Annotated in this window: 12 protein-coding genes; 5 read left to right on the top strand and 7 right to left on the bottom strand. The window is 74.9% G+C overall.

Translation table 11 applies throughout. The annotated features are described in order from the left end of the window. Positions 1-38: 38 nt before the first annotated feature. Entirely contained in the window at positions 39-194 is a 156-nt protein-coding gene (locus ACFV0O_RS26690; protein WP_380345984.1) for a hypothetical protein, read from the bottom strand. Next, complete coding sequence (locus tag ACFV0O_RS26685) at positions 191-1,252, bottom strand: hypothetical protein (protein WP_380345983.1); 1,062 nt, start codon at positions 1,250-1,252, stop codon at positions 191-193. The genes ACFV0O_RS26690 and ACFV0O_RS26685 overlap by 4 nt, the downstream gene beginning before the upstream one ends. Positions 1,253-1,281: 29 nt before the next feature. On the opposite strand from ACFV0O_RS26685, the gene ACFV0O_RS26680 reads away from it, so the two are divergent. The 3 genes from ACFV0O_RS26680 to ACFV0O_RS26670 all read left to right on the top strand — a co-directional run bounded on the left by ACFV0O_RS26680 (position 1,282) and on the right by ACFV0O_RS26670 (position 2,759). After that, entirely contained in the window at positions 1,282-1,629 is a 348-nt protein-coding gene (locus tag ACFV0O_RS26680) for a hypothetical protein (protein ID WP_380345981.1), read from the top strand. Positions 1,630-1,721: 92 nt separating this feature from the next. Beyond that, a complete protein-coding gene (locus ACFV0O_RS26675; RefSeq protein ID WP_360265399.1) occupies positions 1,722-2,132 on the top strand; it encodes a type II toxin-antitoxin system VapC family toxin in 411 nt (136 codons plus the stop codon). 93 nt (positions 2,133-2,225) lie between these two features. Beyond that, positions 2,226-2,759: a superoxide dismutase family protein gene (locus tag ACFV0O_RS26670; RefSeq protein WP_380345979.1), complete on the top strand. Its 534-nt coding sequence runs from the start codon at positions 2,226-2,228 to the stop codon at positions 2,757-2,759. 161 nt (positions 2,760-2,920) lie between these two features. Here the strand turns inward: ACFV0O_RS26670 and argF are convergent, their stop codons facing one another. The 3 genes from argF to ACFV0O_RS26655 all read right to left on the bottom strand — a co-directional run bounded on the left by argF (position 2,921) and on the right by ACFV0O_RS26655 (position 8,543). Beyond that, positions 2,921-3,922, bottom strand: coding sequence for an ornithine carbamoyltransferase (gene argF, locus ACFV0O_RS26665; protein ID WP_360265404.1), 1,002 nt, complete (start codon positions 3,920-3,922; stop codon positions 2,921-2,923). 275 nt (positions 3,923-4,197) lie between these two features. Further along, positions 4,198-6,801, bottom strand: coding sequence for a polynucleotide kinase-phosphatase (locus tag ACFV0O_RS26660; protein ID WP_380345977.1), 2,604 nt, complete (start codon positions 6,799-6,801; stop codon positions 4,198-4,200). After that, a complete protein-coding gene (locus ACFV0O_RS26655; protein WP_380346042.1) occupies positions 6,798-8,543 on the bottom strand; it encodes a 3' terminal RNA ribose 2'-O-methyltransferase Hen1 in 1,746 nt (581 codons plus the stop codon). Before ACFV0O_RS26655 ends, ACFV0O_RS26660 begins: the two co-directional genes overlap by 4 nt. Positions 8,544-8,690: 147 nt before the next feature. On the opposite strand from ACFV0O_RS26655, the gene dapD reads away from it, so the two are divergent. Next, on the top strand, positions 8,691-9,695 hold the full coding sequence (gene dapD, locus ACFV0O_RS26650) for a 2,3,4,5-tetrahydropyridine-2,6-dicarboxylate N-succinyltransferase (protein ID WP_380345975.1): 1,005 nt from the start codon (positions 8,691-8,693) through the stop codon (positions 9,693-9,695). 157 nt (positions 9,696-9,852) lie between these two features. Here dapD and ACFV0O_RS26645 read toward each other — a convergent pair whose 3' ends face one another. Both ACFV0O_RS26645 and helR read right to left on the bottom strand, forming a co-directional pair. Further along, positions 9,853-10,161, bottom strand: coding sequence for a DUF6087 family protein (locus tag ACFV0O_RS26645; RefSeq protein ID WP_380345974.1), 309 nt, complete (start codon positions 10,159-10,161; stop codon positions 9,853-9,855). A gap of 143 nt (positions 10,162-10,304) precedes the next feature. Continuing rightward, entirely contained in the window at positions 10,305-12,470 is a 2,166-nt protein-coding gene (gene helR, locus ACFV0O_RS26640) for an RNA polymerase recycling motor ATPase HelR (RefSeq protein ID WP_380345972.1), read from the bottom strand. A gap of 686 nt (positions 12,471-13,156) precedes the next feature. Between helR and ACFV0O_RS26635 the strand changes: the two genes are divergently transcribed. Then, positions 13,157-13,291 (top strand): hypothetical protein, encoded by a 135-nt coding sequence (locus ACFV0O_RS26635; protein WP_380345970.1) that lies wholly within the window; start codon positions 13,157-13,159, stop codon positions 13,289-13,291. The last annotated feature ends 146 nt before the right edge of the window (positions 13,292-13,437 follow it).

Below are 13,437 nucleotides of genomic sequence, written 5' to 3'. Positions count from 1 at the left end.
ATCTCGATGTCGAGATAAACCATAGTGCATGCCGTGACTCACTCGTCGTCCGGGCCGCGCCGCTTGCGCTCCAGCCTGATCAGCCAGACCGCTCCCGCGACCACCCCGGCCGCCATCAGCAGCACCACCACAAGCTCACCACCGGAACCGCCGGTCGGCGAGGGGGCGATGTCCGCCAGAAGGATCGTCCTCATCTCTTCACCTCCGCTCCACGTCGGTCCACTTCCGGTCCACCCGCCGACGCCCCGGCCCCGCCCCGGGCCGCACCCAGGCCGAGCACCAGCATCAGCAGCACCGGGAACTCCAGGTACGCGTGGTAACTCGCCAGCGCCGCGTACAACGAGCGGCCCCGGGCGTAGTCCACCGCGAACAACAACGCCAGCAGCGCGCCGGCCCCCGCCCCCAGCGCCCACGCCCGCACGCCGCGCAGCGCCGGCACCCGGGCGTCGAAGCGCTCCGCCGCCTCCGGGGCGTACCGGGGCAGGAACCAGACCCAGACGACGTAGTGCATCGTCTGCAGGAAGGCGAACACCGCCAGGAAGCGCAGGCCCGCCGTCGGCGTCAACCAGGCCGGCGGCGTGTAGGCCGCCGCCAGCCGGTCCGTCCAGCCACCCGGACGCTGCACCAGCAGACCGTCCAGCAGACCGCTCAGCAGCAGGGCCGGCACCACCAGCACCCAGCCGGACTGCAGCACCAGGAACGCCGCCCGCCCGCGCCGCAGCCGGCGCGACCACTCGGCCAGGAACAGCAGCGGCACCACGTTGTGCAGGTGCGCCAGCACCACGAAGTGGTACGCGGGAAAGGCCAGCGAAGCCGCGCCCGCCCCGGCCAGCAACACCGCGCTCCCCGCCAGCAGCCGCGGCCGCCCGCGCAGCCCGTACCGGCAGGCCGCCGCCAGCAGGCCGTACGCGAGCAGGATCTCCGCCGCCTGGGACGCCCTGGAGGGCGGCAGCAGACGACACAGCACGATGCCGGTCACCAGCGCCAGCAGCAGCCGCAGCAGCGGACCGGCCAGCACGACGGCGAAACGGCCGGCCACGTAGCGCAGCTCCAGCACGTTGTGCAGCAGGCCGAACCCGGCCAGACCCAGCACCGCCAGACCGGTCGGCGCCCGCAGCGCCAGCACCAGCGCCAGGACGGCCGCCAGCGCGAAACCCGCGAACGGCGCGGCGCCGAGCCGGGCCGCCGGACCGGGCGCCGGCCACACCCGCGCGGCCGCCGGCACCGGTACCGGTGCGAGCTCGGTGGCCATGGTCCCCTCCCCGTGGCACGATCCCCGCCGTGCCCTACGTCCTCGCCCTGGCCCTGACCCTGCTGGTCGAGGTCCCCGTCTACACCGTCGCGCTCACCCGGGCCGGCGGCGTGCGGCCGTCCCGGGCGGCCGGAGCCGCCGTCCTCGTCAACCTGGCGACGCACCCACTGCTCTGGTGGGCCCTGCGGCCGTACGCCGCCGGGCCCGCCGCAGCGTACTGGACCGCCTTCGGGCTCGGCGAGGCCGCCGTCTGCCTCGCCGAGGGCGCCCTGCTCGCCCCGCTCACCGGGCTGTCGGCGCGCACCGCGCCCCCCTGGGCCGCCTCCGCCACCGCCAACGCCGCCTCGGTGCTCGCCGGACTCCTGCTCGGACGCTGAGCCGCCGCCGGCGCCCCGCCGCCACCCGGTCCGGCTCCGGATACGGCTCCGGGTACGGTGGCCCGTGACGTGACAGGCAGAGGGGGCCTCCGATGATCGTGGTGGACGCGTCCGCACTGGTGCTGGCGCTGGCCGACGAGGGCCCGCGCGGCGCCGCGGCCCGGGCCGAACTCGCCGCCGACGGCGACTGGGCGGCGCCCGAACACATCGTGGTCGAGGTGATGCAGTCGCTGCGCGGCCTCTACCTGGCCAAGGAGCTGACCGCCGACCGGGTCGCCGAACTCACCCGCGAACTGGCCGCCGTGGCGATCCGCAAGGTCGAGGTGGCGCCGCTGCTCGGACGGATCTGGGAGCTCAAGGACAACCTGACCCCGGACGACGCCGCCTACGTCGCCGTCGCCGAGCGGTACGGGGCGCCGCTGGTCACCGCCGACCTGCGGCTGATGCGGGCCAGCGGACCGCGCTGCGAGATCCGCGGGATCCGGCGCGAACCGGCCCCCTGAGCCCGGGTCGGCGCCGTCACCGGCGGCGGTGTCCTTCCCCGCCCGGCGCCGTTAGCAGGGTGACCGTCGCCCTGCCCGTGGAAGGCCCGACCGATGACCGCTCCGCTCGCCGCCGCCCTGCTGCCGCTGGCCCTGCTCGCCCCCGCCGCCCCGCCGGTCTCCGTCGTCGAGGCCGCCTTCGACCCGGCCACCGCCTTCGTCCCACCGGCCGCCGTCAGCTACGCGCAGGACCTGGTGCCGTACGGCTCGCACGCCCGGGTCGTCACCGACCACTCGGTGCCCGGGCGGACGGCGCTCACCCTGACGGTGTCCGGGCTCGCCCCCGATCACGAGTTCCCGGCGCACCTGCACACCGGCGGCTGCGGGGCCGACCCGGCGTCCTCCGGGCCGCACTACCAGGACACCGTCGACCCGGTGCAGCCGTCCACCGACCCGGCGTACGCCAACGAGCGCAACGAACTGCGCCTGCTGCTGCGCACCGACGGACACGGCGACGGCACCGCCACCACGGCGGTGCCCTGGCAGCCGCGGCCGGGCGGGGCGCGCTCGCTGGTGCTGCATGCCGGCACCCCGGCCGGACCGCACGGGGCGGGCGACCGGGTGGCCTGCGTCAAGCTGGAGCGCTGAGCCCCTGGGGCCTCCGAGGACCCGGGGTCCTGCGTGTCTTCCGGGGACCCGGGGTCCTGCATGTCCTCCGGGGACCGGGACCGCGTGAGCCCTCCGGTCCTTTGGTTCTCCGGATCGTCGGATCTCCGGATCTCCGGATCTCCGGATCGTCGGCGGTCCCGTCAGGAGCCGAGGGTCGCGACCAGGACCGCCTTGATGGTGTGCAGGCGGTTCTCGGCCTGGTCGAAGACGATGGAGTGCGGCGACTCGAACAACTCGTCGGTGCACTCCAGCTCGGTCATGCCGGTCGCCTCGTACATCTGCCGCCCGACCACCGTGCCGAGGTCGTGGAACGCGGGCAGGCAGTGCAGGAACTTCACGGCCGGGTTGCCGGTGGCCCGGACGGTCTCCATGGAGACCTGGTACGGCTTGAGCATCTCGATCCGCTCGGCCCAGACCTCCTTGGGCTCGCCCATCGAGACCCAGACGTCGGTGTAGAGGAAGTCCGCGCCGGCCACGCCCCCGGCGACGTCCTCGGTCAGGGTGATCCGGGCACCGGTCGACTCGGCCAGCGCCCGCGCCGACTTCTGCACGTCCTCGGTCGGCCAGAGCGCGCGGGGGGCGACGATGCGGACGTCCATGCCGAGCAGCGCGCCGGTCACCAGCAGCGAGTTGCCCATGTTGGACCGGGCGTCGCCGAGGTAGGCGAGCGCGACGTCGGTCAGCGGCTTGACGGTGTGCTCGGTGACGGTGAGGACGTCGGCCAGCATCTGGGTGGGGTGCCACTCGTCGGTGAGGCCGTTCCAGACCGGGACACCCGCGTGCGTCGCGAGCTCCTCGACGACCTCCTGGCCGTGGCCGCGGTACTCGATGCCGTCGAACATCCGGCCGAGCACCCGGGCGGTGTCCTTGATGGACTCCTTGTGTCCGATCTGCGAGGCCGACGGGTCCAGGTAGGTCGTGGTGGCCCCCTGGTCGTGGGCGGCGACCTCGAAGGCGCAGCGGGTGCGGGTGGAGGTCTTCTCGAAGATCAGCGCGATGTTCTTGCCACGCAGCCGGGGCTGCTCGGTGCCCGCGTACTTCGCCGCCTTGAGCCCGGCGGCGAGGTCCACCAGGAAGCGGAACTCCTGGGGCGTGAAGTCGAGCTCCTTGAGGAAGTGCCTGTTCCGGAGGTTGAAGGCCATACCGGGCTCCTGGGGTGACGGGGCGAGGGGGGAAGGCTGGCAAGTGTATACGATACTTGGAATTTCTATACAGGCGTGAGTCGAGTGAGGGGGAGCCCCGGACGGGACTCCCCCTCCACCGGCGGCCTCTGCCTCTATGCCGCCGCCAACGGGCGCGGGTCGACGCCACGGACCGCGCGGGTCGACGCCACGGACCGCGCGGGTCGGTGCCACGGGCCACGTGGGTCGACGCCACGGGCCACGCGGGTCGGTGCCACGGGCCACGTGGGTCGACGCTACAGACGCGGGTCGACCGGCTCGGACTCCAGCGCCAGCACCGCGAACACCGGCTCGTGCACCCGCCACAGCGGCTCCCCCGCCGCCAGCCGGTCCAGCGCCTCCAGCCCCAGCGCGTACTCGCGCAACGCCAGCGAGCGCTTGTGGCCCAACGCGCGCTGCCGCAGCCGGTCCAGGTGCTCGGTGTAGTCCGGACCGTAGATGATCCGCAGGTACTCCCGGCCGCGCACCTTCACCCCGGGCTGCACCAGCCCGCCCGGACGGCCCTCACCGCGCGAGGTCCGCACCAGCGAGGCCAGCGGCTTCACCACCATGCCCTCGCCGCCCGCCCCGGTCAGCTCCTCCCACCAGGCGGTGGCCGCGGCCGTCGAGGCCTCGTCCTCGGTGTCCACCAGGACCCGGCCGGTGCGGTGCAGCACGGGCTCCTCCCCGTCGTCGGCGGCCACCAGGCGGTCGATCCGGGCCAGGTGCTCGTCGTGCGGGCGCACCGCCAGGTTCGCCCCCTCGGCAGCCAGCAGCTGGAACGGCGCCAGCCGGATGCCCGACAGCCCCTCGGTCGGCCAGCAGTAGCGCCGGTACGCCTCGGTGAACGCCCGCGCATCGGCGGAGCGCTGCCGCTGGCGGGCGGTCAGCCCGGCCAGGTCCAGGCCGCGCCCGGCCGCCCGCTCCAGGGCGGACAGCACCTCCGGCAGGGCCGCACCCGCCGCCGCGCCGACCGCCGCGTACTGACGGCGCAGCAGCTCCACCGCCTTCAGCGACCACGGCATCAGCTCGGCGTCCACCAGCAGCCAGTCGCTGGCCAGCTCGTCGAAGAGGCCGGCGCGCTCGGCGGCCGCCCGCACCCGGTCGAGCACCGCGGCGGTCAGCCCGTCGTCGTTGAGGAACGCGCGGCCGGTGCGGGTCCAGATCGCGCCCGGACCCGTCACGCCGAAGCGGCGCTCCAGCGCGGCACCGTCCCGGGCGACCAGCAGCACCGCGCGCGAACCCATGTGCTTCTCCTCGCACACCAGGTGCCGCACGCCGTCCGCGCGGTAGGCCAGGAAGGCCTCCTCCGGGTGCTCCAGGTAGCCGTCCCGGCGGGAGGTCGCACTCGGCGCCATGGTCGGCGGCAGGTAGGCGAGCAGCCGCGGGTCCAGCGCGAAGCGGCTCATCACCTCCAGCGCGGCCGCCGCGTTCTCCTCCCGGACGGCGACCCGCCCGTGCAGGCCGGTCTCGACGATCCGGCGCCCGGCGACGTCGGCGAGGTCCAGCGGACGGCCCTCGCGGGCGCCCGGCGCGTCCGTGATCATCGGACGCACCGGGGCGTACCACTCCCGCTCGGCCTCGACGCCCACCAGCTCGCGCTCCGGGTAGCGCAGCGCGGTCAGGCTGCCGCCGAAGACGCAGCCGGTGTCCAGGCAGATGGTGTTGTTGACGAAGCTCGCGGTCGGCACCGGGGTGTGGCCGTAGACCACCAGTGCCCGGCCGCGGTACTCCTCCGCCCACGGGTAGCGCACCGGCAGGCCGTACTCGTCGGTCTCACCGGTGGTCTCCCCGTACAGCGCGTGCGAGCGGACCCGGCCCGAGTTCCGGCCGTGGTACTTCTCCGGCAGACCGGCGTGGCAGACCACCAGCGCGCCGCCGTCCAGCAGGTAGTGGCTGACCAGGCCGCGCATGAAGGCGCGCACCTCGGCCCTGAACTCCTCGGACTCCCCCGCCAGCTGGTCCAGCGACTCCTGCAGGCCGTGCGAGACGGTGACCTTCTTGCCGTCCATCGCGCGGCCGAGCTTGTTCTCGTGGTTCCCGGGCACGCAGATCGCGTGGCCCGCCGCCACCATGCCCATCACCAGGCGCAGCACCCCTGGGGTGTCGGGGCCGCGGTCGACCAGGTCGCCGACGAAGACGGCGGTGCGGCCCGCCGGGTGCTCGGCGTCCACCGGACGGCCCTCGGCGTCCCGGGTGAGGGCGTAGCCAAGGCGGGTCAGCAGGGTCTCCAGCTCCGAGCGGCAGCCGTGGATGTCACCCACGATGTCGAACGGGCCGGTGAGGTGACGCAGGTCGTTGTAGCGCTTCTCCGTCTCGATCTCGGCCGACACCACCTCGGCCTCGCCGCGCAGGACGTGCACCTTGCGGAAGCCCTCGCGCTCCAGGCCGCGCAGGGAACGGCGCAGCTCGCGGTTCTGCCGCGGGACGACGTGGGCGGGCAACTGGCGGTCCGGACGGGTGCGGTTGCGCTCGGCGCACACCCCCGGCGGGACGTCCAGGACGATCGCGATCGGCAGCACGTCGTGCTCGCGGGCGATCCTGACCAGCTGGCGGCGCGCCTCCGGCTGGACGTTGGTGGCGTCCACGACGGTCAGCCGCCCGGCCGCCAGTCGCTTGCCGACGATGTAGTGCAGGAGGTCGAAGGCCTCGGCGGAGGCGGACTGGTCGTTCTCGTCGTCGGCGACCAGACCGCGGCAGAAGTCGGAGGAGACGACCTGGGTCGGCAGGAAGTGGCGGCGGGCGAAGGTGGACTTGCCCGAGCCGCTGGTGCCGATCAGGACGACGAGGGAGACGTCGGTGACGGGGAGGCGGCGCGGGGCTGTGCTCTCGGAGGTCTCGTCGGCTGCGGCGTCGGTCATCGGGGTTCGCCTCCTTCGGGCGTCGTCGGGTCGGTGGCGGGGGCCGGGTCGGTGGCGGTCGGCTCGGGTTCGGTGACGGGGGCCGGGTCGACGGTGGTCGGCTCGGGTTCGGTGACGGGGGCCGGGTCGACGGTGGTCGGCTCGGGTTCGGTGGCGGTGGTCGGCTGGGCGACGGGCGCCGGCTCGGTGGCGGTGGTGAACAGGGCGAGCTGGGTCGGTGCCCCGACCTCCTCGTCGTACGGGCCGACCGGGCGCAGCACCACCGTGTAACCGTAGGCCGCCGCGACCTTCCCGGCCCAGGCACGGAACTCCGCGCGGGACCACTCGAAGCGGTGGTCGGCGTGCCGGACGCTGCCCGCCGGCAGGGTCTCCCAGCGGACGTTGTACTCGGCGTTCGGCGTGGTGACCACGACGGCCCGCGGCCGGGCGGCCCCGAACACGGCGTACTCCAGGGCGGGCAGCCGCGGTAGGTCCAGGTGCTCGATCACCTCGCACAGCACCGCCGCGTCGTAGCCCTTCAACCGGGCGTCGGTGTACGTCAGCGCACCCTGCGCCAGCGTCACCCGGGCCGCCTGCCGCTCCGGCAGGCGCTCCAGGCGCAGTTTGCGGTTCGCCGCCCGCAGGGCCCGCACGGACACGTCCACGCCGAGGATCTCGGTGAACCGGGCGTCCTTCAGCAGGGCGCCGATCAGCTCGCCCTGACCGCAGCCGAGGTCGGCGACACGGGCGGCGCCGGTCTCGCGCAGGGCGTCGAGGATCGCGGTGCGGCGCTGCTCGGCCAGGGACGGTACGCGGGGCAGCTCCGGCTCCGCGTGCGCGCCGCCGTCCCCCTCGCCGCTCCCGCCGCCGTCCGGCTCGCCGGGCTCCCGCCCGGCCACCTGCCCCGGCTCCTGCCCGAACTCCTCTGCGGGCCGGTCGTCGACCGCGTTGTCGATCTCCTCGACCTCGCGGTCGTCCGCCTCCGCCAGCCGGGCCAGCTCCAGGCGTTCCATCGCGGCCCGGGTCAGCGACCAGCGCCGGGCGAGGTAGCGACGGGTGATCAGGCCGCGCTCCGGGTGGGCGGCCAGCCAGCCCTCGCCCGCGGCGAGCAGCTTGTCCACCTCGTCCGGGGCGACCCAGTAGTGCTTGGCGCCGTCCAGCACCGGGAGCAGCACGTACAGCTGCTGGAGCGCGTCGGCGAGCCGGACGGTGTCGGAGGCGAGCCCGATCCGCACGTACCGGGAGTCGCCCCACTCCGGGAACGCCTCGTCCAGCGGGATCGTCGTCGCCTCGACCCGCCAGCCCAGCGGCTCGAACAGCCGGGCCACCATCGCCGGGCCGCCGCCCTCGCCCGCGCCGTTCGCGGGCACGGCGGGCAGCTCGATCCGCAGCGGGCGGGCCCGCCCCGGCAGTTCGGGCCGGGCCGGGCAGGCGCCCTTCATCGCGGACCGGAACACCGTCCGCAGCGCCACCGCGAGCAGCGAGGACGCGGCGTACGGCCGGTCGTTGACGTACTGGGCGAGCGCGAAGTCGGGCGAGCCGCCGCGGCCCCTGCCGTCGCCCCGGCCCTTGCGGACCAGCGCGACCGGGTCGATGTCCAGCAGCAACGCCGCCGTGCAGGCCTCGTCCCCCGCCTCGGGGTAGAAGACGTGGGCCTCGCCGTGCGACGTCGTGAACCGCTGGACCTTGCCGGGGTGCTTGTGCAGCAGGAACCCGAGATCCGTGGCCGGGTCCTCGGCGCTGCCGGTGGTGGAGATCGACATGAACACCCGCCGAAGTATTGCCCAGCGGCGGAGCCCTGAGCACCGGGTTTTCCCACCCCGCGCCCCGGTCGCCGGGACGTCCGCCGGGCGCGTCCGCACGGTGGGCGTGTTCGGCAGTGGGGCCCCGCATTGGTTAACGTGCACGATGTGACTGCTGAATCCACCTCGCTCGAATCCACCTCCTCGGCGAACGGCGCCGTGGCCACCGGCCTGGCCACCATCGCCGCCGACGGCACCGTTCTCGACACCTGGTTCCCCGCCCCCGTCCTGGCCACCGAGCCCGGCCCGGCCGGCACCGTCCGCCTGACCGCCGAGCAGGCCGAGGCCGAGCTCGGCACCGGCGCGGCCGAGGCGCTGCGCGCCGACGCGCGCCGCGGCGTCGAGGTGGTCGCCGTGCGCACCACCATCGCCTCGCTGGACGAGAAGCCGCTCGACACCCACGACGTGTACCTGCGCCTGCACCTGCTGAGCCACCGTCTGGTCAAGCCGCACGGCCAGAACCTGGACGGCATCTTCGGCCTGCTGGCCAACGTCGCATGGACCAGCATCGGCCCCGTCCCGGTGGACAAGGTCGAGCAGGCCCGCCTCGCGGTGCGCGCCCAGGGCGGCCAGCTGGCCGTGTACGGCGTCGACAAGTTCCCGCGGATGACCGACTACGTCGCCCCGACCGGTGTGCGCATCGCCCACGCCGACCGCGTCCGGCTCGGCGCCCACCTGGCCGCCGGCACCACCGTGATGCACGAGGGCTTCGTCAACTTCAACGCCGGCACGCTGGGCACCTCCATGGTCGAGGGCCGGATCAGCGCGGGCGTCGTCGTCGGCGACCACAGCGACATCGGCGGCGGCGCCTCGATCATGGGCACCCTGTCCGGCGGCGGCAAGCAGGTCGTCTCGGTCGGCGAGCGCTGCCTGCTCGGCGCCAACGCGGGCATCGGCATCTCGCTCGGCAGCGACTGCGTGGTCGAGGCCGGCCTCTACGTCACCGCCGGCACCCGGGTCACCACCCCGGACGGCACGGTGGCCAAGGCCGTCGAGCTGTCCGGCCAGGACAACCTGCTGTTCCGCCGCAACTCGCAGACCGGCGCGGTCGAGGTCATCGCCCGCTCCGGCTCCTGGGGCGGTCTGAACGCGGACCTGCACGCCCACAACTGACCTGCGGGCAGCGACGGTCGGGGGGGGGGGGGCCGGGGGGGCCGGCCCCCCCCCCCCCGGCCCCCCCCCCCCCCCCCCCCCCCCCCCCCCCGGGGGGTGGTGGCTGGGGGGGGGGGGGGGGGGGGGGCCCCCCCCCCCCCGCTCGCGTGGCGCCTCCTCACACCTCCCGGGGCTTGCGGTGGCGTCCCGGCGCCTTCCTCGGCCGCTGCCCCCGGTGAGCCGGGCGCAGCAGGCCGTCGCCCTCGATCCCGTGCAGGATCCGCTGCGCGACGGCGTAGTCCTCGGCCACCGTCTCCGGCAGCCACTGGTAGCCGTCCCAGCGCAGGATGAGCCTCGGCTCGCCCGGCGCCACATGAGCACCGCGGTGCCGCCCGTGCGCGAGCGGCACGGCCCGCAACTGCCCGACCGGCCGCAGCCGTTGCTCCCGCCTGGCCGCCCACGACGCCAGCGGTTCCTCCTCGTCCATCGCTCCAGTCTGGCCTCCGGGCGCCGTCGACGGACACCCGCGTCACTCGACCGGGGGACGGGCGTTCCGGCCCTGCCGTCGTGGCCTCCCGGCCGCTCCCGTGCCTCTCCCCGTCCGGCCCCGCTTCCTCCCCTCCTTCCTCGTCACGAACTCCTGAGGACCACGAGCCGGTGGGTCGCCCGGGTCATCGCGACGTAGCGGTCGACGGCTCCCTCGACGCCCTCGCCGAACGCCTCCGGATCGACCAGGACGACCAGGTCGAACTCGAGGCCCTTCGACAGCTCCGGAGTCAGTGACCGGACCCGGGGCCGGGCCCGGAAGTCCGGTGCACCGATCACGCAGGCGACCCCCTCGGCGTGCTCGGCGAGCCAGCCGTCCAGGACCGCGTCCAGCTCCGTCACGGACCCGTGCGCGACGGGGATGCCGCTGCTGCGGACGGAAGTCGGCACGTTGGCGTCCGGCAGCGCGGCCCGGATGGCGGGCTCGGCCTCCGCCATGACCTCCTCCGGTGTCCGGTAGTTGATGCTCAGCGAGGCCACCGCCGCCCGGTCGAGCCCGATCCGCTCCAGCCGCTCCTGCCAGGACTCCGTGAAGCCGTGCCTGGCCTGCGCGCGGTCCCCGACGATGGTGAAGCTCCGGGACGGGCAGCGCAGGAGCAGCATCTGCCACTCCGCGTCGGTCAGTTCCTGGGCCTCGTCCACGACGATGTGCGCGAACGGGCCGGCCAGCGGCTCGGGGTCGGCGACGGGCAGGGCGGTCTCGTCGACCAGGGTGTCCTGGAGGTCCCGTCCGCGCAGCATCGTCACCGCGCCCTCCCCGTCGTCATCGGCCTGGAGCAGGTCGCCGATGACATCGGCCATGCGGGCGCGTTCGGCGGCGACCGCAGCCTCGCGCCGCCGCTGCCGCCGGGCCGCCTCCGGGTCGCCGAGCCGCTGCCGGGCGGCGTCCAGGAGCGGCAGGTCGGACACCGTCCAGTCCTGCGGCGCGTCCCTTCGCTGCAGCTTGCGGACCTCCTCGGGGTCGAGCCCGGGCGCGCACATCCGCAGGTAGGCGGGCACCGACCAGAGATCGCCGACCAGGTCGGCGGCTTCGAGCAGCGGCCACGCGCGGTTGAGGGTCTCCACCAGCTCCCGGTCCTGCCGCAGCGAGCGGAGGAACAGCTCGGGCGAGACCCCGTCCTCGTCCTCGTCCACCTCCAGCTTCTCCAGCAGGATCGTGGCGAGCTCCTCCCAGATCTGCTCGCGCGCCTCGTTGTGCGGGGTGCCCGGGTCCGGTGCGGCGAACGCGTCGGACCAGTCCGAGGCGCTCAGCCAGAGGTCGGACCAGTGCGTGGTGACAGCCATCCCCTCGGTGGGCGGCTCCTCGTAGAACCGGACGGCCTTCTCGACCGCCTCCACCATGGCGACCGAGGACTTCAGCCGGGCCACCTCCGGATCGGCCTCGGCCCGCGCGCCCGCCCCTTCGGCGACGAGGTCCCGCACGGTGCAGGTCCGCACGCCCTCCTCGCCGAGGCTGGGCAGGACGTCGGCGACGTAGGCCAGGTACGGCTGGTGCGGGCCGACGAACAGCACGCCGCCGCGCCGGTGGCCGAGCCGCGGATCGGAGTACAGCAGGTAGGCGGAGCGGTGCAGCGCGACGACGGTCTTGCCGGTGCCCGGGCCGCCGTCGACCACGAGGGCGCCGCGGGACCCGGCCCGGATGATGGCGTCCTGGTCGGACTGGATGGTGGCCAGCACGTCCCGCATCCGGGCCGAGCGGTTGCCGCTCAGGCCGGCGATGAACGCGGACTGGTCGTCCAGTGCGGCGTGCCCCTCCAGGGCCTCGGCGGTGAACACCTCGTCCCAGTAGTCGCTGATCCGCCCGCCGGTCCAGCGGTACCTGCGGCGGCTCACCAGCCCCATCGGGTCGGCGTGGGTCGCCGCGAAGAACGGCTCGGCCGCCGGGGAACGCCAGTCGACCAGCAACCGGCGCCCCTCGCTGTCGGTGAGCCCGAGCCGCCCGATGTACACCGGCTCGGGGTCGTCCGCGGCGACGACGTGTCCGAGGCAGAGGTCCAGTCCGAAGCGGCGCAGGGCGCGCAGGCGGCCGGTCAGCCGGTGGACCTCGATGTCCCGGTCCATCGCCTCCCGGCCGAGGCCGCCCGGCGCCCGGCGCAGGGTGTCGAGACGGTCGGACAGCTCGGTGATCGACTGTTCGAGGCTCCCCGCGACGGCCTCGAAGTGCCGCTCGTCGCCGCCGATCAGCGCCGGGTCGGCCTTGGCGGCGAGGCGGTCGGGAAGGTCGAACGCGCTGGTGGTCAGGGGGGTCATGGCATCAGCTCCGATCTGAGGCCTGCGATTGTGCGCCACCACGGGGGCCTTGCCGCAAGACCCCCCGTGCGCTATACGTTGAGAGTGGCAAGGGGTGGGTACTCCCCCTTCTCCGCCCTCTTCCGGATCTCCTTCCGTCGCCCGCACGGCGCCGTTCCGTGCCCTCCGGCGCCGTTGCGCCGTGTCGAAGTGCCCGCTCCGTTCGTCCTCAGCGCCTCCTCCTCCGGCGGCCCGGGCGGCGGGGTCGGCAGCCCCGGGCGGCGGTCCCCGGTCAGCAGCCCCAGTCGGCGGTCCCCGGTCAGCAGCCCCAGTCGGCGGTCTCCAGTCAGCAGTCGGCGATCCGCAGTCGGCCGTCCGCGCCCGGCCCAGCCCGCGCCGCAGCGGCAACCCCGGCTCACCCGGGAGGCTTACGCCGCACCGGAGTCGGACCGCATCGGGTGGTGCCAGGTGACGGCCGCCGGGATGGTTCGTTGGGTGCCGAGGCGGGCGTGCACGCGGTGGCCGGGCAGCCACCGCCACCGCCGCACGGGCCGAGCCACCGTCGGCCGCTTCACGCCGCACCACCGATCCGACGAAGTGCCGCCACGTCCGAACCATCCGCCACGCCACAACTCCGGCGCAGCCCCACGGGCTCGGGCGACGGTGCCTGGGCCGGGCCCGGCGCCTCCAGGCGCCTGCTGGAGCAGGTGCAGGAACTGCTCGCCTCGGTCACCGCGGATCTCGCCGCGTTGCAGTCCTCCGGCGCCCTGGACGCCGGCGCCACCGCCTACCCGACCGGCACGGACAGCTCCGGCGCCCCGGCCGCACCGGGCACCCGGTAGTGGTCCGCCTGCTCCCGATCCGTGGGGCCCCCCCCCCCCCCGGGGGGGGCCGGGGGGGGCGGGCGGGGGGGCGGCGGGGGCGCCGCGGGGTAACGGGCGGCGCGCGCGCCCCGCCCGCGCGGGGCCCGCGCCCCCGCGCGCGCCCC

It is taken from the genome of Kitasatospora sp. NPDC059577, assembly GCF_042735475.1.
Taxonomy (GTDB): domain Bacteria; phylum Actinomycetota; class Actinomycetes; order Streptomycetales; family Streptomycetaceae; genus Kitasatospora.
Note: the sequence above shows the minus strand (reverse complement) of the source record. Positions and strands in the feature narration are given on the sequence as shown.